At 29.6% G+C, this 18,259-nt stretch carries 13 protein-coding genes; 11 read left to right on the top strand and 2 right to left on the bottom strand.

Annotation, left to right across the window (positions count from 1 at the left end):
- Window positions 1-110 precede the first annotated feature (110 nt).
- From EXT02_RS01555 to pyk, 5 genes are all read left to right on the top strand, one after another.
- Complete coding sequence (locus EXT02_RS01555; protein ID WP_130427690.1) at window positions 111-1,391, top strand: glucose-6-phosphate isomerase; 1,281 nt, start codon at window positions 111-113, stop codon at window positions 1,389-1,391.
- A 168-nt stretch (window positions 1,392-1,559) separates the two neighbouring features.
- Window positions 1,560-2,852: a phosphopyruvate hydratase gene (eno, locus tag EXT02_RS01550; protein ID WP_130427688.1), complete on the top strand. Its 1,293-nt coding sequence runs from the start codon at window positions 1,560-1,562 to the stop codon at window positions 2,850-2,852.
- Window positions 2,853-2,973: 121 nt separating this feature from the next.
- Window positions 2,974-4,512, top strand: coding sequence for a 2,3-bisphosphoglycerate-independent phosphoglycerate mutase (gpmI, locus tag EXT02_RS01545; RefSeq protein WP_130427686.1), 1,539 nt, complete (start codon window positions 2,974-2,976; stop codon window positions 4,510-4,512).
- Window positions 4,513-4,714: 202 nt separating this feature from the next.
- Window positions 4,715-6,082, top strand: a complete 1,368-nt coding sequence (locus EXT02_RS01540; protein ID WP_205737027.1) for a 2-hydroxycarboxylate transporter family protein — start codon at window positions 4,715-4,717, stop codon at window positions 6,080-6,082.
- Window positions 6,083-6,150: 68 nt separating this feature from the next.
- On the top strand, window positions 6,151-7,491 hold the full coding sequence (gene pyk, locus EXT02_RS01535; protein WP_069028228.1) for a pyruvate kinase: 1,341 nt from the start codon (window positions 6,151-6,153) through the stop codon (window positions 7,489-7,491).
- 127 nt (window positions 7,492-7,618) lie between these two features.
- Here the strand turns inward: pyk and EXT02_RS01530 are convergent, their stop codons facing one another.
- Together EXT02_RS01530 and EXT02_RS01525 are read right to left on the bottom strand one after the other, a co-directional pair.
- Window positions 7,619-8,827 carry a hypothetical protein gene (locus EXT02_RS01530; RefSeq protein WP_240682793.1) on the bottom strand — a complete coding sequence of 403 codons (1,209 nt, stop codon included), beginning with the start codon at window positions 8,825-8,827 and terminating at the stop codon, window positions 7,619-7,621.
- A gap of 98 nt (window positions 8,828-8,925) precedes the next feature.
- Window positions 8,926-9,876 carry a hypothetical protein gene (locus EXT02_RS01525; protein ID WP_130427679.1) on the bottom strand — a complete coding sequence of 317 codons (951 nt, stop codon included), beginning with the start codon at window positions 9,874-9,876 and terminating at the stop codon, window positions 8,926-8,928.
- A gap of 627 nt (window positions 9,877-10,503) precedes the next feature.
- Between EXT02_RS01525 and pepV (EXT02_RS01520) the strand changes: the two genes are divergently transcribed.
- The 6 genes from pepV (EXT02_RS01520) (at window position 10,504) to EXT02_RS03065 (ending at window position 18,215) form a co-directional block, all read left to right on the top strand.
- On the top strand, window positions 10,504-11,880 hold the full coding sequence (gene pepV / locus EXT02_RS01520) for a dipeptidase PepV (RefSeq protein ID WP_130427677.1): 1,377 nt from the start codon (window positions 10,504-10,506) through the stop codon (window positions 11,878-11,880).
- 207 nt (window positions 11,881-12,087) lie between these two features.
- Entirely contained in the window at window positions 12,088-13,464 is a 1,377-nt protein-coding gene (gene pepV, locus EXT02_RS01515; protein ID WP_130427675.1) for a dipeptidase PepV, read from the top strand.
- A gap of 207 nt (window positions 13,465-13,671) precedes the next feature.
- Window positions 13,672-15,048, top strand: a complete 1,377-nt coding sequence (gene pepV, locus EXT02_RS01510) for a dipeptidase PepV (protein WP_130427675.1) — start codon at window positions 13,672-13,674, stop codon at window positions 15,046-15,048.
- Between the two features lie 207 nt (window positions 15,049-15,255).
- Window positions 15,256-16,632, top strand: a complete 1,377-nt coding sequence (pepV, locus tag EXT02_RS01505) for a dipeptidase PepV (RefSeq protein ID WP_130427675.1) — start codon at window positions 15,256-15,258, stop codon at window positions 16,630-16,632.
- A gap of 207 nt (window positions 16,633-16,839) precedes the next feature.
- The gene (locus tag EXT02_RS01500) at window positions 16,840-17,856 is read left to right on the top strand and encodes a Sapep family Mn(2+)-dependent dipeptidase (protein WP_240682792.1); all 1,017 of its coding nucleotides are present in this window, start codon (window positions 16,840-16,842) and stop codon (window positions 17,854-17,856) included.
- On the top strand, window positions 17,799-18,215 hold the full coding sequence (locus tag EXT02_RS03065) for a hypothetical protein (RefSeq protein WP_240682837.1): 417 nt from the start codon (window positions 17,799-17,801) through the stop codon (window positions 18,213-18,215). The genes EXT02_RS01500 and EXT02_RS03065 overlap by 58 nt, the downstream gene beginning before the upstream one ends.
- Window positions 18,216-18,259 lie beyond the last annotated feature (44 nt).

Raw genomic sequence — 18,259 nt, 5'->3', positions numbered from 1 at the left:
TACTGAAAAACATTTAAAAATATTTAAACATTTAATAAATGAGAATAAAATATTTAATAAATTATAACAAAGCACCAAATAATAAATAATAAAAGGAGTAAAATTACACAATGTTGAAATTAAACCTTGAAGGGATTTATAATTTTTTAGATTGGCACAATTATGCCCAAACTTTGGCCCCTCAAATCAAAGTCATACACCAAAAATTACATCAAGACCAAAAACTAAAAGAAAAATATTTGGGTTGGTTAGAACTACCCTTACATTTTGATTTCCAAGAACTTGAAAAAATGAAACAACTAAAAAATTCCCACCCCAATTTAGATGTTTTAGTAGTAATTGGCATTGGAGGCTCTTATTTGGGCGCCAAAGCAGGAATTGATTTTTTGCAAACGCCCTTTAAAAAAACTAAGCCAGAAATTCTTTTTGCAGGTCATCAAGTATCAGGCAATCACTTAACTAATTTGCTCCATTATCTTAAAGACAAAAATTGGGCAATTAATGTTATTTCAAAATCAGGTACCACTTTGGAACCAGCCCTTGCTTTTAGAATCTTGAAAAAAGAAATAGAAGAAAAATACGGCAAAAAACTTGCCAAAAATCGTATTTTTGTAACCACTGACAGCCAAAAAGGCGTTTTGTTAAATTTAGCCCTTAAAGAAGGTTATCAAACATTTGTTATTCCTGATTCTGTGGGTGGAAGATTTAGTGTTTTTACAAGTGTAGGCATCCTTCCTTTTGTTTTTGCTAATTTAGATGTTGTCTCAATGATGAAAGGCGCTTTGCAAGCTTATCACGACACTTTTCAAGAAGACCTTTTTCAAAATCAAGCCTATCAGTACGCTTTAGCAAGGTATTTGCTTCACATCCAACAAAACAAAAAAATGGAACTATTGGTAAGTTACGAACCGAATCTCCTTTCTTTTTCGGAATGGTGGAAACAATTATTTGCTGAATCTGAGGGCAAAGAAGAAAAAGGGCTTTTTGTAGGAGCCACCAACAATTCTACTGATCTACATTCCTTAGGGCAATTTATCCAAGAAGGCACCAAAATGCTTTTTGAAACTGTTTTAAATGTTACATCAATAAAAGATGATTGCGTTGTTCCTCACATTCCAAACGAACTTGATAATCTTAATTATGTAGCTGGAAAAACTTATTCACAAATTAATCAAAAAATTCTTCAAGCCACTAAACAAGCCCACATTGAAGGCAAAGTTCCTAATTTAGAAATTGTCATTCCTACTTTGGATGCATATCATTTTGGATATTTAGCGTATTTTTTCCAAAAAGCTTGTGCAATGTCAGGTTTGTTGTTAGGAATTAACCCTTTTAATCAACCCGGAGTAGAAATATACAAACAAAAAATGTTTGCTTTATTAAAGTCATAATTGCAATTATTACAAAAATATTCATTTATTACACATTAAAATACATTTTTAGCAAAAAACCATTATAATATTTATGGTTAGTAAATTTAACTATTTGTCCCACAAACAAAAGTTATTTTATTTTTCATTTTATAATTAAAAACCAATTTAAAAAAAGGAGTATTAATTATGCCATATATTGAAAGTATTTTAGCGCGCGAAGTGCTAGATTCCAGAGGAAATCCTACAGTAGAAGTAGAAGTTTATATAGAATCAGGAGCGTTTGGAAGAGCTATTGTTCCTTCAGGAGCTTCTACCGGACAACACGAAGCAGTTGAATTAAGGGATGGGGATGCCAAAAGATTTTTAGGTAAAGGTGTTTTGCAAGCTGTTAAAAATGTTACTGAAGTTATTCAACCAGAATTAGAAGGTTATTCTGTCTTAGAACAAACTTTAATTGATAAATTATTAATTAAACTTGACGGAACTCCTAACAAATCTAATTTAGGAGCTAACGCTATTTTAGGTGTTTCTTTGGCTTGTGCTAAAGCTGCAGCTAACTACTTAAATCTTGAGTTTTATCAATATGTAGGAGGCGTTTTACCTAAACAAATGCCAGTTCCTATGATGAATGTTATCAACGGTGGAGCTCATGCTTCTAACAGTGTTGATTTTCAAGAGTTTATGATTTTACCAACTGGAGCAACATCTTTTAAAGAAGCTTTACGTTATGGGGCTGAAGTTTTTCACCATTTAGGAAAAATTTTAAAACAAAAAGGACTTTCAACTACAGTAGGAGACGAAGGCGGATATGCACCTGACCTTAATTCTAATGAAGAAGCCTTACAAATCATTTTGGAAGCTATCAAAAGTGCAGGATACGAGCCAGGAAAAGACATTTTTTTAGGAATGGACGTTGCAGCTTCCGAGTTTTATGACAAAAAACTTCAAAAATACGTTCTTGCATCTGAAAATAACAAAGTTTTTAGTAGCCAAGAATTAGTTCATTATTACGAAACTTTAGTTGCTAAATATCCAATTATTTCAATCGAAGACGGACTTGATGAAAATGATTGGGATGGATGGAAATACTTAACCCAAAAATTAGGTAACCAAATCCAATTAGTAGGGGATGACCTATTTGTTACTAACACCCAAAAATTAGCTCAAGGAATTGAAAACAAAATAGGAAACTCTATTTTAATTAAATTAAATCAAATAGGAACTCTAACAGAAACCCTAGAAACAATTGAAATGGCAAAAAAAGCTTCTTACACCGCTGTTATTTCTCACCGTAGTGGCGAAACCGAAGACACAACTATTGCTGATTTAGCTGTTGCTACTAATGCGGGTCAAATTAAAACTGGTTCTTGTTCACGTACTGATCGTATGGCAAAATACAATCAATTATTAAGAATTGAAGACCAATTAGTAGAAGCTCCTTTTTTAGGATTAAAAACTTTTTATAATTTGAAAAAATAAATCCCAATTAAACACAAAACAAAAGTGATTTAATAATACAAACAATATAAAAAACAAAATAACATTATTATTGACAAGACCATCGTTTAAGATGTTCTTTTGAGGTAAGGAGTTTGGGAATATGACTAAAAAATTTGTAGGATTAATTATTTTAGATGGCTTAGGCTTAACCGACCAAAAAGAAAATAACGCTTTTCATTTGGCAAAGACTCCCTATCTAGATTATCTTTTAAAAAACTTTCCCAATACCACTCTTAAAGCCTCAGGTGAAGAAGTGGGTCTTCCCCAAGGTCAAATGGGAAATAGTGAAGTAGGACACCTTAATTTAGGAGCAGGAAGAGTTGTTTATCAATCGCTTACTCAAATTAATAAAGCTATTAGTGATAAATCTTTTTTCACCAACAAACAATTTCTCCAAGCCATCGAACATGTTAAAAAAAACAACAGTAAAATGCATCTTTTAGGACTTATCTCTGATGGAGGAATTCATTCTCATTTAGATCATTTTAAAGCTTTATTTGATTTATTAAAAGAAAACAATTTATCAAACAACACCTTTTTACACGCTTTTACTGATGGAAGAGACACAAGTCCTCATTCAGGTATTAACTACATTAAAGACCTTCTTGATTATGGCTTTAATATTGCTTCTGTTGTTGGTAGATATTATGCTCTTGACCGTGATAACAATTGGAACCGCATTAATTTAGTCTATAATATGCTTACATCCAAACAAGCTCCTGTTATTGACTGGCCATTAGAAAAAACTATACAAAATTTTTATAATCAAGGCATTACAGATGAATTTATCACTCCTTTTATTACCAATCCAAATGGTTTAATTAATGATAATGATGCAGTTATTTTTGTTAATTTTCGTCCTGACCGTGCCATGCGTCTTGCAACTGCTCTATCTAATCCTTGTGCTACTAATGCTTTTTGTTCTGAGGGTAAAACCAATTTTTGCGGTACTAAATTATTAAATAATCTTTTTTTAGTAACAATGACTAAATACAGCGCTCAAGTTAAAAGTGTAGTTGCTTTTGAAAAAATAACTCTAAAAAATATTTATGGTGAAGTAATTGCCAATTTAGGAATGCACCAACTAAGAATTGCAGAAACTGAAAAATATCCTCATGTAACTTTTTTCTTTGATGGTGGCAAGGAACTGCAATTAAAAAATGCAGATAGAATCTTAATTCCTTCTCCCAAAGTAAAAACTTATGATCTTAAACCCGAAATGAGTGCTTTAGAAATTACCACCCATGCTAAAAATGCTATTTTATCTGGTAAATACGATACTTTAATTCTTAATTTTGCAAATCCTGATATGGTAGGACATACTGGCTTTTTAGATGCTACCATTAAAGCGATTCAAACAGTAGACAGCTGTCTTAAAGAAGTTTTAAATGCCATTTTTGCAGTTAAAGGCAAAGCCTGTATTGTAGCAGATCATGGAAATGCCGAACAAATGACAGATAACCAAGGAAATCCACACACAGCTCATACCACTAATTTAGTTCCTTTCATCGTTACAGATAAAAATGTTGTCTTAAAACCGGGGTCTTTATGTGATGTTGCACCCACAATGCTAGATTTATTAGAAATTAAAAAACCTCAAGAAATGACAGGAAATAGTTTAATTAAAAAACTAGTTTAATCATTAACTTTATTATTTAAGAATACCATAATTAATTATTTAAGTTATTTTGATTACTTATTTAGCTAATAATTTTGAAAATAAAAAATCACAAAAAACAATTTATTAACCATTTATTTATAACTTTATTATTTATATTACATCATATTTATGAATTTATTAGTTATTTTATTTTTTTTGTGTAGAATCGGAGTAAATTATAATGAAAAAAGATAAACAAATAAAGATTTTTGGGTTTCACCCTTTAATGTTTCTTTTTTTTGTAGTTGTTTGTGCTTTACATCTTTTTGCAGTTAAAGAATGGGGAATAAAAAAATTATATCACCCTCTTTTAACCCCTTTATTTATTATTTTTGTCTTAGGATATGGTCTTAATTTTATTGGTGATAGTGTCCCTTATTTAAATAAAATAGGATTAGGATTTTTGCTTTGTATTTTTGTTACTTCTTATTTAGTTTATAAAGGATGGATACCGCAAGATTTAGCAGACAAATGTAATGAAAATTTTTTCAGTACCAAAACACCAAATAATCATTTAGGATCTGATTTTGCTAACTTTTTTATAACTTGTGTTATTGCTGGAAGTATTTTAAGTGTTGATAGAAATTTATTAAAAAGATCGCTTTCTAAGTTTCTTCCTTTAACATTAATTGTTTGTTTAGTAGCTATTTTAAGTGTTGGTTTTGTAGGATTCTTATTTAATTATCAAAAACCAGAAGGGTTTAGTACTCAAGGTTCCTTTTTAGACTCTATTTTTTATGTAGCTGTTCCGTTAACAAATGGAGGAACTAATTTAGGTATTAATGGTTTTGCAAATGGTATTTATAAAGATGCTTTTCCTCAATTAGATCAAAAAACTATTAGAACAGCAATTATAGTGCCTTTAATTATGGCTAGATGTTTAAGTATTTTATTTGCTGGCTTAATGTATGTTATTTTTGATAAAACTAAATTTAGTGGTAAAGGAAAATTAGAATACAAAAACAATAAACTTACACCCAAACCAACAGAGAAAAAAACTCCTTTAGAATATAAAAATATTGGTATGGGTTTAACGATGATTTTTGTATTATTTAGTTTAAGTGGTCTTTTAAATAAATTATTATGGGGTTATTTAGAATCGTTAGTTTATTTTATTCTTTTCTTAATTTTGATTAGAGTTTTTAATTTATTATCACAAGAAAATCAAAGTCATATTTCTCAAGCAGGACAAGTAATATCTAAAAATTTCACTACTCCTATTTTAGCAGGTTTGGGAATGACAGTTAAATGGCAACAATTAATGGGAGGAATAAAACAAATACCTGTTTTAACTATGGTTTTAACTGCTTTATTGGTAGTTGTTTTAGTATCCTTTGTTCTTGCTAAAGCTTTTGGTTTTTATCCTTTTGAAACATCTCTTACAGCTGGTTTAGGTGCTTTAAGTGTAGGAGGAACTGGACATTTAGGAATAATGTCAATAAGTAAAAGAGAAAATTTATTACCTTTTATTATGATTGCTACTAGAATTATTGGACCTATTATCTACACTTTGGCTTATTTCTTATTTAATTTTTTTTATATGTCATAATGTCATAATTTAACTAATTTTGACAATCATTTTTATATTTTAAAAAACAAAAAAGGATGTAGTTATTCATGAACAAAACTAAAATAATTTGTACCTTAGGACCTGCTTCTTATGATAAAAACATTTTACAAGCCTTAATTCAAACAGGTTTGAATGTAGCAAGATTTAATTTTTCTCACGCTCAATACGAACAAACTAAACTTTTAATGAAAACCATTAAAACTATTAGCGATAAATTAGACAAACACACAGGACTTATGTTAGATACTAAAGGACCTGAAATTAGAACTCACGAATTTGATGGTGTAGTAACAATTCAAAAAGATTCTGAAGTAAAAATATCTATGACAGAAGTTTTAGGTAATGCTAAACTTTTTTCAGTTAGTTATTCTAATTTATACAATGAATTAAAAGTTGGCGATATGGTTAATATTGATGATGGATACTTATCTTTGGAAGTTGTAGGCAAAGACGAAGCCAAACAACAATTAGTTACTAAAGCCAAAAATACTCACTCCATCAAATCTCGTAGAGGTGTAAATGTTCCTAAAGTTAATTTAGAAATGGATTTTATTTCTCCTAAAGATTATCAAGATATTGTTTTTGCTGCCCAACAAGATTTTGATTATATTGCTGCTTCATTTGTTAGAAGAGCTCAAGATGTCAAAGATATTAGAAAAATTTTACAAGAACAAGGAAATTCCAACATCCAAATTATTTCTAAAATAGAAAATCAAGAAGGTGTTGATAATTTAGAAGAAATCATTCAAGAATCAGACGGTATTATGGTTGCAAGAGGTGATTTAGGAATAGAAGTTGATGGTGAATTAGTACCACTTTACCAAACACGTATGATTACTAAATGCTTAGAATACGGCAAACCAGTTGTAGTAGCTACTCAAATGTTAGAATCTATGCAAAGAAATCCGCGTCCAACCAAAGCTGAAACTTCTGATGTCTTTAATGCAGTTAGAGAAGGCACCACCTTTACTATGCTATCGGGCGAAAGTGCTTCAGGTGAATATCCTATAGAAGCTGTAACTTATATGAAAAAAATTAATTATCAAGCTGAAAAAGTAGTTAATTATCAAGCTTTATCACAAGTATACCAACCTAAAAACTCCAAAGAAAACCTTTTATTAAGTGCTGTGGAATTGGCTTTACGCACCGATGTTAAAGCAATTGTTGTCTATGACTTAAAAGATGCTTATAATGTTTCTAAATTTCATCCATCCGTTCCTGTTTTGGCTTTAGTTAAAACTGAACAAGAAGCTCGTCGTTTAGTACTAAATTTTGGGGTTTGTCCTTTTGTTTCTGAAACCAAATTACAAACTAAATTGGAAGAACTTACCCAAAATCAAAGTAGTAATTGTCTTGTTGTTAAAGATGGGATGCTTTATTTTAAATAATAATATTAAATAACAACGAACCAAACATAAATCAAAAAAACATTCAAATTATAATTTAGGTAGTTATTACATCATATTTTATATTAAAAAAACAGTAGATTGCAAATTCAATCTACTGTTTATTTTTTTAAATTTTGTAAAAAAGTGTTTTTGATTGTCCTGTGTGTTTACAATATACATCAATTTTTCTAAGACTTTTGATATGAGTATTTGATAATAAACCTTCTATTTTGTAGTTATAAAAAGGAAATTTTAACTCTAAATTTAGTCCATCAAGTAAACAAGGCACTTCAATTTTACATTTAACAGGAAAAGTGGCAATAATTTCATTGGTGTTAATATTTTTTAAAGCAATGTGTTTGACATCCAAATAAGAAGGTCCACCCAAAAAACATCCTTTTTCATAAATAAGGTCAGTGCAAAAGTTGTTTTGAATAAAGTTTTTGTCATTAAAAGGACTTTCATCTTGCCAAAGAATATACATATTTTGAGCACCATTACCTAAAGTTTTTAATGCCTCCAAAGAATAACAATTATTATCTTTATTTCTTTTGCCTCCATCAAAATAAACTAATAAAAGGTTTTGGGGTATTGGTTCTTTGATGCGTGAATCAAAAAAAACTGTGGATTGGATAATTTGAGAATTATACAAACCATAAGAAAAGTTAATTCGATAATGTTGATTAGAAAAGTTTTTTCGTAACCATTCTAACGCCATATCTTTATCGCTTTTTTTCCCTAAATATACATTATAAATGTTCATTCCTTGGATTTGAGATTCCAATTGAGGTTTAATTTGATCACTAAATTGATTATCTAGTTCTTTGGGTTTGTTTTTTTCATTTTCCAAAAGTAAGATTTGTTCTTTTAAATCAATAATTTTTTGGTTTTGGTAAACTAGTTTTTTTTGCATCACTTTTATTTTATTTTTGGCTTTTTGTAAATGAGGATTTTTTTTGATAGTTTGTGTGTTGTTGTTTTGGTTAGGTTTGGGAGTTGCTTTTGGTCTGTATTTGGGTGTTTCTTTTATTTCTTCATTTTCTTCAATTTCTGTTATTTGTGGATAAAATGTTTTTTTCCCTTTTTGATTGGGATTATCTAAATTGTTTTCTTTTGCTTCTGGAGCTTGTTCTTCGATTTTTTCATTTTGGTTTTTTGGTAAATCTTGTAAATCATTATAATTAAAATTTTTAGAGGATAAAGAAGTATTTTTATTAGAATTTTGTGAAGCTTCTAAAGCAAAAAAGTTATTTTGCCATCCTAACCAACCAAATATTATTAAAAGTATAGAAAAGATTATTATTACAATAATTATCTCTTTTTTAAAAGATGGCATTTTCAATTATCTTTTTTTCCAACATTTCTATTTTATTTTTTATAAATTTATAAATATAAAATAAAAAAGAGGCTATAAACCTCTTTGATATTTTTTAATTATGATTGAGTATTTCTTTTTTTAAAAATAACAAAAAGCAAACTTAAAAAAGTGATGGAAATTAATATAATGCAAGCAATAACAATATAAAATCCATAATTTGTATTTTCGTTATTATCTGTTTTTTCGCTTGTTATTTTAGGAGATAATATTGTTTGTGAGTTGTTTTGCAACTCTTCTTCTTTATTGGACATAGAAGTTGTTAATGTTTCAGATAAAGTACTGCCTTCGGCATTTAATAAAAGTTCGACTGCTTCTCTAACTTTTTTCATAACTATTTCTCTAGTTGAATCTGGGTTTCCTGCTTCTTCTGCAATTACATTTTCAATTGTTTCATCTAATTGATTTTGTTTTATGGTTGAGTCAGATGGAATATTATATTTGTTTTTAACTTCTGAAATAAACTCTTCTTTATTTATTTTTTTAATTTGATAAGTTAATTTAGCTTTTCCTTTATATTTAGGAGATTTATCAATTGCTTCAATGGTTATATAACCTTTTGAGCGATCTTTTTTAGGAAAATAAACATCATCTTTTGTAATTACTAAACCATTATTTTTACTTTTAATGGCATTTAATAAATCCTCATTAGAAATCAATGATTCACTGTGAATTTTATTTAATTCTATATCCCCTAAAGCTTTATTTTGAATTAAAACATTTAGGTCTTCTTTGACATTAAAAATAACTTCTACTTGACCTTTAATTTTTTTAGAATTTTCTTTTGCTTTGACAGTTGCTTTGTTATTGTTTATCGAAACAACTTCTAAATCGTCTCCAATAGCAAGACCACTTATATTTTTCTGATTTTTTGCAATTTTTTCAATGATTTTTTTTTCATTTGGTGCACTTTCAAAAGATCCTATATTTTTTTCAATAGTGCTGATATCTATTGGTTCTGTTCCAGCAGCTTTTAAAGTGTAATTAAAACTTATTACAAATAAGATCAAAAGTAATAATGCACTTAAACAATAAATAAACCTTTGTTTTAAACAAGGTTGTTTTTGGTAAATATTTTTCAATGATTTTATTTTTGCTTTCTAATATCTTAATCTTTGCGAAATCCAAATGTACAAATTTGTAAAATGCAAAAAGTTTAAGATGAAATAAAGAATTTTAAACGAATTTATTACTAGCGGTTTTTTGAAAATTTCTCGAATTCCTTTAAAATCCACTAATATTATAACTGAATCAAAACGAAAAAGAAACACTTTTTTATTTTTTATAAAAAAAAAATATTTTTCTTTTTTTTAAATGCTAAAATAATGTTAAAATTTAAGTATTAAGATGTAGATAAATTATAAAAATAAATGTAGAATTAATATTTTGTTTTCCGCCTTTCCCTCTTATTTTTGCTCAAATATCTGCTTATTATATGGATCAATATTGATTATTATGACCGAAATTAAAAAAAATACCTTATCTACGCTTACATTTTATTTTGTGTTTGTATTTTTGATTTTGCAAGTGTTTACAACAAAATATACAAACAAAAAAACAACACAAGCAACAAACAAAAAAATTAAAATTAACAAAATTAACAAAAAAAATAAAAATAATAAAAAATAGGTTAGAAAATGATTGATTTTAAAAAAGAGGTTTTAAAAAGAAAAGACGCCTTAATTGAGGCTTTGCAAACATTATTAAAAATTAACACTGAACTTACCACCTTTGATCCTAATAGAACATGCGCTCCTTTTGGCGAAGGAAATCAACAAGCCCTTGATTTTATGCTTGATTTAGGCTCCCAAAGCGGCTTTAAAACCCTGAATTTAGAAGGATACGCTGGTCATATTGAATACGGCAACCAAAAAGAATGGGTTGGTATGATTGGTCATTTGGATGTAGTGCCAGCAGGAACTGGTTGGACTTATCACCCTTATAAAGGTTTTATTGCCAATGAAAAAATTTATGGCAGAGGTGCACAAGATAATAAAGGACCTACAATTGCTGCTTATTTTGCTTTAAAAATCTTGAAAGAACTCAAATTGCCTTTATCAAAAAGGATTAAATTAATTTTGGGTGTGGATGAAGAAACTGGATTTCGTTGTATGAAACATTATTTTACTAAATTGCCTGAAGTGCCTGTGTCTGGTTTTGTTCCTGACAGCCATTTTCCTGCTATTTATTGCGAAAAAGGAATTGGGGATTTTACTTTTGAAGGCACAGTTTTAGATAATAGAATTGTAAGTATTCAAAGCGGGCAAGCCTCTAATGTTGTTCCTGATTTGGCACAAGCAGTTCTAAAATTTGATCCTAACTACTCAGATTTATTCCATAATTTTGTTAAAACCAACAGCATCAAAGCCACTTTAGAACCACAAGGCGATTTGTTAAAGTTTGAAGTTCACGGCGTTTCTACGCATGGTTCTACTCCTGAAATAGGAAAAAATGCCCTTTATGATTTGATGAAAGTTCTTAAAGCATTGGGAATTACAAATACTTTGGTTGATTTTTTTGATCAATATTTGGTAGATAGTTTGAATGGAAAAAAATTAGGCATTAATCACTTTGATGAAGAAACTTATAATTTGGTTTGTTTTTCTGGAGTTTTAAAATTAGAAAATAATCAAGCTTTTTTCACTCTTAATTTAAGATATCCTAAAGGAATTACATTTGAAAAAATCCTTTTTCAATTGGAAAAAGCAGCCAAGAGCCAACATTTTTGCCTCAAAAATACCATTCATCATCCCATTATGTATGTTGATCCTAAAAGTGAATTAATGCAAACATTATTAAAAGTTTATCAAAAACATACTAATGATTTAGTTTCCAAACCTATGTGTGTGGGTGGTGGTTCTTTTGCAAAATGCGCCCCTAATTTAGTACCTTTTGGACCTACTTTTGTCGATGAAATTTCTTTAATTCATCAAAAAAATGAATCTATTTCAATTGATAAATTAATTACCTTAACTGTCATTTACACAGAAGCTTTATATGAATTAGCAAAATAAAATTAACAACCTATTGTTTTTAAAACCAGACATTTGGCATCCAACTTTGCTACTTGCAAAAACTTCAAAAAATTAAAAATTTATCTCTATATTTCACAAAAATTTAAAAGTTCCTTTTTCTATTGCTTGTGTTTATAATTATTTTGATTATTTTGATACAAAAACATAAAAAAATTATCCATCCAAAGTTTTAAAGGGGTTATAAAAATGATTGATTTTAAAAAAGAGGTTTTAAAAAGAAAAGACGCCTTAATTGAGGCTTTGCAAACATTATTAAAAATTAACACTGAACTTACCACCTTTGATCCTAATAGAACAGGCGCTCCTTTTGGCGAAGGAAATCAACAAGCCCTTGATTTTATGCTTGATTTAGGCTCCCAAAGCGGCTTTAAAACCCTGAATTTAGAAGGATACGCTGGTCATATTGAATACGGCAACCAAAAAGAATGGGTTGGTATGATTGGTCATTTGGATGTAGTGCCAGCAGGAACTGGTTGGACTTATCACCCTTATAAAGGTTTTATTGCCAATGAAAAAATTTATGGCAGAGGTGCACAAGATAATAAAGGACCTACAATTGCTGCTTATTTTGCTTTAAAAATCTTGAAAGAACTCAAATTGCCTTTATCAAAAAGGATTAAATTAATTTTGGGTGTGGATGAAGAAACTGGATTTCGTTGTATGAAACATTATTTTACTAAATTGCCTGAAGTGCCTGTGTCTGGTTTTGTTCCTGACAGCCATTTTCCTGCTATTTATTGCGAAAAAGGAATTGGGGATTTTACTTTTGAAGGCACAGTTTTAGATAATAGAATTGTAAGTATTCAAAGCGGGCAAGCCTCTAATGTTGTTCCTGATTTGGCACAAGCAGTTCTAAAATTTGATCCTAACTACTCAGATTTATTCCATAATTTTGTTAAAACCAACAGCATCAAAGCCACTTTAGAACCACAAGGCGATTTGTTAAAGTTTGAAGTTCACGGCGTTTCTACGCATGGTTCTACTCCTGAAATAGGAAAAAATGCCCTTTATGATTTGATGAAAGTTCTTAAAGCATTGGGAATTACAAATACTTTGGTTGATTTTTTTGATCAATATTTGGTAGATAGTTTGAATGGAAAAAAATTAGGCATTAATCACTTTGATGAAGAAACTTATAATTTGGTTTGTTTTTCTGGAGTTTTAAAATTAGAAAATAATCAAGCTTTTTTCACTCTTAATTTAAGATATCCTAAAGGAATTACATTTGAAAAAATCCTTTTTCAATTGGAAAAAGCAGCCAAGAGCCAACATTTTTGCCTCAAAAATACCATTCATCATCCCATTATGTATGTTGATCCTAAAAGTGAATTAATGCAAACATTATTAAAAGTTTATCAAAAACATACTAATGATTTAGTTTCCAAACCTATGTGTGTGGGTGGTGGTTCTTTTGCAAAATGCGCCCCTAATTTAGTACCTTTTGGACCTACTTTTGTCGATGAAATTTCTTTAATTCATCAAAAAAATGAATCTATTTCAATTGATAAATTAATTACCTTAACTGTCATTTACACAGAAGCTTTATATGAATTAGCAAAATAAAATTAACAACCTATTGTTTTTAAAACCAGACATTTGGCATCCAACTTTGCTACTTGCAAAAACTTCAAAAAATTAAAAATTTATCTCTATATTTCACAAAAATTTAAAAGTTCCTTTTTCTATTGCTTGTGTTTATAATTATTTTGATTATTTTGATACAAAAACATAAAAAAATTATCCATCCAAAGTTTTAAAGGGGTTATAAAAATGATTGATTTTAAAAAAGAGGTTTTAAAAAGAAAAGACGCCTTAATTGAGGCTTTGCAAACATTATTAAAAATTAACACTGAACTTACCACCTTTGATCCTAATAGAACAGGCGCTCCTTTTGGCGAAGGAAATCAACAAGCCCTTGATTTTATGCTTGATTTAGGCTCCCAAAGCGGCTTTAAAACCCTGAATTTAGAAGGATACGCTGGTCATATTGAATACGGCAACCAAAAAGAATGGGTTGGTATGATTGGTCATTTGGATGTAGTGCCAGCAGGAACTGGTTGGACTTATCACCCTTATAAAGGTTTTATTGCCAATGAAAAAATTTATGGCAGAGGTGCACAAGATAATAAAGGACCTACAATTGCTGCTTATTTTGCTTTAAAAATCTTGAAAGAACTCAAATTGCCTTTATCAAAAAGGATTAAATTAATTTTGGGTGTGGATGAAGAAACTGGATTTCGTTGTATGAAACATTATTTTACTAAATTGCCTGAAGTGCCTGTGTCTGGTTTTGTTCCTGACAGCCATTTTCCTGCTATTTATTGCGAAAAAGGAATTGGGGATTTTACTTTTGAAGGCACAGTTTTAGATAATAGAATTGTAAGTATTCAAAGCGGGCAAGCCTCTAATGTTGTTCCTGATTTGGCACAAGCAGTTCTAAAATTTGATCCTAACTACTCAGATTTATTCCATAATTTTGTTAAAACCAACAGCATCAAAGCCACTTTAGAACCACAAGGCGATTTGTTAAAGTTTGAAGTTCACGGCGTTTCTACGCATGGTTCTACTCCTGAAATAGGAAAAAATGCCCTTTATGATTTGATGAAAGTTCTTAAAGCATTGGGAATTACAAATACTTTGGTTGATTTTTTTGATCAATATTTGGTAGATAGTTTGAATGGAAAAAAATTAGGCATTAATCACTTTGATGAAGAAACTTATAATTTGGTTTGTTTTTCTGGAGTTTTAAAATTAGAAAATAATCAAGCTTTTTTCACTCTTAATTTAAGATATCCTAAAGGAATTACATTTGAAAAAATCCTTTTTCAATTGGAAAAAGCAGCCAAGAGCCAACATTTTTGCCTCAAAAATACCATTCATCATCCCATTATGTATGTTGATCCTAAAAGTGAATTAATGCAAACATTATTAAAAGTTTATCAAAAACATACTAATGATTTAGTTTCCAAACCTATGTGTGTGGGTGGTGGTTCTTTTGCAAAATGCGCCCCTAATTTAGTACCTTTTGGACCTACTTTTGTCGATGAAATTTCTTTAATTCATCAAAAAAATGAATCTATTTCAATTGATAAATTAATTACCTTAACTGTCATTTACACAGAAGCTTTATATGAATTAGCAAAATAAAATTAACAACCTATTGTTTTTAAAACCAGACATTTGGCATCCAACTTTGCTACTTGCAAAAACTTCAAAAAATTAAAAATTTATCTCTATATTTCACAAAAATTTAAAAGTTCCTTTTTCTATTGCTTGTGTTTATAATTATTTTGATTATTTTGATACAAAAACATAAAAAAATTATCCATCCAAAGTTTTAAAGGGGTTATAAAAATGATTGATTTTAAAAAAGAGGTTTTAAAAAGAAAAGACGCCTTAATTGAGGCTTTGCAAACATTATTAAAAATTAACACTGAACTTACCACCTTTGATCCTAATAGAACAGGCGCTCCTTTTGGCGAAGGAAATCAACAAGCCCTTGATTTTATGCTTGATTTAGGCTCCCAAAGCGGCTTTAAAACCCTGAATTTAGAAGGATACGCTGGTCATATTGAATACGGCAACCAAAAAGAATGGGTTGGTATGATTGGTCATTTGGATGTAGTGCCAGCAGGAACTGGTTGGACTTATCACCCTTATAAAGGTTTTATTGCCAATGAAAAAATTTATGGCAGAGGTGCACAAGATAATAAAGGACCTACAATTGCTGCTTATTTTGCTTTAAAAATCTTGAAAGAACTCAAATTGCCTTTATCAAAAAGGATTAAATTAATTTTGGGTGTGGATGAAGAAACTGGATTTCGTTGTATGAAACATTATTTTACTAAATTGCCTGAAGTGCCTGTGTCTGGTTTTGTTCCTGACAGCCATTTTCCTGCTATTTATTGCGAAAAAGGAATTGGGGATTTTACTTTTGAAGGCACAGTTTTAGATAATAGAATTGTAAGTATTCAAAGCGGGCAAGCCTCTAATGTTGTTCCTGATTTGGCACAAGCAGTTCTAAAATTTGATCCTAACTACTCAGATTTATTCCATAATTTTGTTAAAACCAACAGCATCAAAGCCACTTTAGAACCACAAGGCGATTTGTTAAAGTTTGAAGTTCACGGCGTTTCTACGCATGGTTCTACTCCTGAAATAGGAAAAAATGCCCTTTATGATTTGATGAAAGTTCTTAAAGCATTGGGAATTACAAATACTTTGGTTGATTTTTTTGATCAATATTTGGTAGATAGTTTGAATGGAAAAAAATTAGGCATTAATCACTTTGATGAAGAAACTTATAATTTGGTTTGTTTTTCTGGAGTTTTAAAATTAGAAAATAATCAAGCTTTTTTCACTCTTAATTTAAGATATCCTAAAGGAATTACATTTGAAAAAATCCTTTTTCAATTGGAAAAAGCAGCCAAGAGCCAACATTTTTGCCTCAAAAATACCATTCATCATCCCATTATGTATGTTGATCCTAAAAGTGAATTAATGCAAACATTATTAAAAGTTTATCAAAAACATACTAATGATTTAGTTTCCAAACCTATGTGTGTGGGTGGTGGTTCTTTTGCAAAATGCGCCCCTAATTTAGTACCTTTTGGACCTACTTTTGTCGATGAAATTTCTTTAATTCATCAAAAAAATGAATCTATTTCAATTGATAAATTAATTACCTTAACTGTCATTTACACAGAAGCTTTATATGAATTAGCAAAATAAAATTAACAACCTATTGTTTTTAAAACCAGACATTTGGCATCCAACTTTGCTACTTGCAAAAACTTCAAAAAATTAAAAATTTATCTCTATATTTCACAAAAATTTAAAAGTTCCTTTTTCTATTGCTTGTGTTTATAATTATTTTGATTATTTTGATACAAAAACATAAAAAAATTATCCATCCAAAGTTTTAAAGGGGTTATAAAAATGATTGATTTTAAAAAAGAGGTTTTAAAAAGAAAAGACGCCTTAATTGAGGCTTTGCAAACATTATTAAAAATTAACACTGAACTTACCACCTTTGATCCTAATAGAACAGGCGCTCCTTTTGGCGAAGGAAATCAACAAGCCCTTGATTTTATGCTTGATTTAGGCTCCCAAAGCGGCTTTAAAACCCTGAATTTAGAAGGATACGCTGGTCATATTGAATACGGCAACCAAAAAGAATGGGTTGGTATGATTGGTCATTTGGATGTAGTGCCAGCAGGAACTGGTTGGACTTATCACCCTTATAAAGGTTTTATTGCCAATGAAAAAATTTATGGCAGAGGTGCACAAGATAATAAAGGACCTACAATTGCTGCTTATTTTGCTTTAAAAATCTTGAAAGAACTCAAATTGCCTTTATCAAAAAGGATTAAATTAATTTTGGGTGTGGATGAAGAAACTGGATTTCGTTGTATGAAACATTATTTTACTAAATTGCCTGAAGTGCCTGTGTCTGGTTTTGTTCCTGACAGCCATTTTCCTGCTATTTATTGCGAAAAAGGAATTGGGGATTTTACTTTTGAAGGCACAGTTTTAGATAATAGAATTGTAAGTATTCAAAGCGGGCAAGCCTCTAATGTTGTTCCTGATTTGGCACAAGCAGTTCTAAAATTTGATCCCTCTTATAAAACTTTATTTAATGATTATTTGCCTAAAAACGATACTAAAGCCACTTTAGCACCGCAAGGAGATTTGTTAAAAATAACTGTTTATGAAAAATCAGTACACGGTTCGACTCCAGAAAGAGGTAAACACGCCCTTTATGATTTGATGAAAGTTCTCAAAGCGTTAGGCATTACTAATAATTTAGTAAATTTTTTTAACGATTATTTAGTAGATAGCTTAGATGGTCATAAAATAGGAATTTTTCACTTGGATGAAAAAACCACAAATTTAACTTGTCAATCAGGTTTTTTGATATTAGAAAAACAACAAGCTTTTTTACTCTTAATTTAAGATATTCTAAAGGAATTACATTTGAAAAAATCCTTTTTCAATTGGAAAAAGCAGCCAAAAAGAATCAATTTCTTTTAAAAACTGATTTTCATTATCCTATTATGTATATCAATCCCAATAGCGAATTAATAACAACTTTAGTAAATATTTATCAAAAACATAATCATGATTTTTTAACTGCGCCTTTGTGTAGTGGTGGTAGAACTTATGCTAAATGTGCCCCTAATTTAGTTCCTTTCGGACCTGTTTTCCCCAATCAAAAGTCTTTAGCTCATCAAGTGGATGAATCTATTTCAATTGACCAATTAATTACCTTAACTGCCATTTACACAGAATTTTTATATCTTTTGTCCCGATAAACATCAAACATTTATTCAATTAAAAAACAAGGAGTTATACAATT

It is taken from the genome of 'Catharanthus roseus' aster yellows phytoplasma (genome assembly GCF_004214875.1).
In the GTDB taxonomy this organism is placed as follows: Bacteria; Bacillota_I; Bacilli_A; order Acholeplasmatales; family Acholeplasmataceae; genus Phytoplasma; species Phytoplasma asteris.
The sequence above is the reverse complement of the archived record's forward strand: the minus strand, read 5'-3'. Positions and strand labels throughout refer to the sequence as shown.